At 69.3% G+C, this 1493-nt stretch carries 1 pseudogene; it reads right to left on the bottom strand.

The window, feature by feature from the left end:
• Window positions 1–58: 58 nt before the first annotated feature.
• Window positions 59–1483 (bottom strand): annotated as a pseudogene (locus JHN63_RS50960) (PQQ-binding-like beta-propeller repeat protein); the annotation flags it as partial.
• Between the last annotated feature and the right edge of the window lie 10 nt (window positions 1484–1493).

Genomic DNA, 1493 nt, shown 5'->3' with positions numbered 1-1493 from the left:
CGGCTGGGTCATGACGAGTACCTCGGGAGGACGGCGGGGACGGGGAGAAGTGGGGGTCTCACTTGCCGTACGCGAGCATCAACTTCTCCTTCGTGTCGTCATTGCCGTTCAGCCGGGTCGAGGAGATGTAGAAGCGGCCGTCGACGTAGTCGACGTCCCGGGAGTAGAAGCTCGACTCGATCCGCGCGGTGCCCGCCGGCATCTGGAGGAGCTTCGTCGTGGTGTGCGAGGAGCCGGTGGTCGGGACGGACACGACCTGGCCGCCCGCGGTGTAGGAGGCCTCGACATAGGCGGTGAGCCGTCCGCCCTCGGCCTTGACCGGGACCATCGACACGGCCGCGGGCGACTTGACGCGCCACTTCTCCTTGCCGGTGGCGAGGTCGATCGCGACGATCTGGTTGGCGCCGGTCGTCGCCTCCGTCGGCAGGTACAGGGTGTTCGCGTCGGCCGCGACGCCCTGGCAGCCCTGGAGGTCGTCGAGGATCGACAGCCCGCAGGAGGGGGCGAAGGCGGCCTTGGAGTCGACCTGCGAGCGGACCGAACCGTCGTTCTTCAGCGTCGAGATGTTCCAGTGCTTGTGGTCCGCGTCGGTCATGTAGAGGACGACCGGGTCCACGGAGTAGACGTGGTCCACCGTCCAGCCCTTGGGGATCGCCTTGGTCCACCTGGCCGCGCCGGTCGCCGGGTCCAGCTCCTGCACCTCGTCGTGCTCGGTCGAGGTGCCCGCCCCGCAGGACGCGACGGAGATCAGCCGGGTGCCGCCCGCGAACGCGCCCGGGAAGCAGGCCGCGCCGTACTTCTTCTTCTCGTAGAGCTGCTTGCCGGTGCCGATGTCGTAGGCGATCCCGGACTCCGAGCGGCCCACCATCAGCGTCTTGCCGGTGACGGTCAGCCCGATGCTGAGCGCGCTGTCGAACAGGGCGCCGTCCGGGACGGTCGCCGTCCAGCCCTTCGCCCCGGTGTCCAGGTCGAGTTGCTGGAGGTGGTTGCACTTGGCGTTGTCGCTGACCCCGCTCTCGTACGCCACCACGATCTTGTCGTCGGCGGACTTCTGCGGGGTGACCGCGCAGATCTTCTGCGGGAAGGTGATCGTGGGCCACGTCGGTTTGCCGTCGCCCACGTTGTAGGCGACGACTTCCTTGTACGCCGCCTTCACCGCCGTCTTGCCGGTGATCCACATGCCGGGGGCGTCGGCGCCGGAACCGGGCGCGTCCGGTGCCTCCTTGTACCAGAGCACCTTCGCCTCGCCGGACTTGCGGCCCTCGTTGAGGTTCTCGGGGTCCTTGCCGCCGTCGCCGCTGCCGTCACCGGGGTTGGCGGGGTCGTCGGCCGTACCGGAAGCCGTGGGGCTGTCACTCTTCTCCGCCACCGGCTTCTTGTCGTCGCCGCCGCTGGTGACCGCCCACACGGTGCCGCCGACGACCAGCAGACCCGCGACGGCGGCCGCGATCACGAGGGCGGGTCTGCCCTTGAACGGGCCGCGGCCCGTTCAA

The sequence above is a fragment of the Streptomyces sp. MBT65 genome, from assembly GCF_016612545.1.
Lineage (GTDB): Bacteria > Actinomycetota > Actinomycetes > Streptomycetales > Streptomycetaceae > Streptomyces.
The sequence above is the reverse complement of the archived record's forward strand: the minus strand, read 5'-3'. Positions and strand labels throughout refer to the sequence as shown.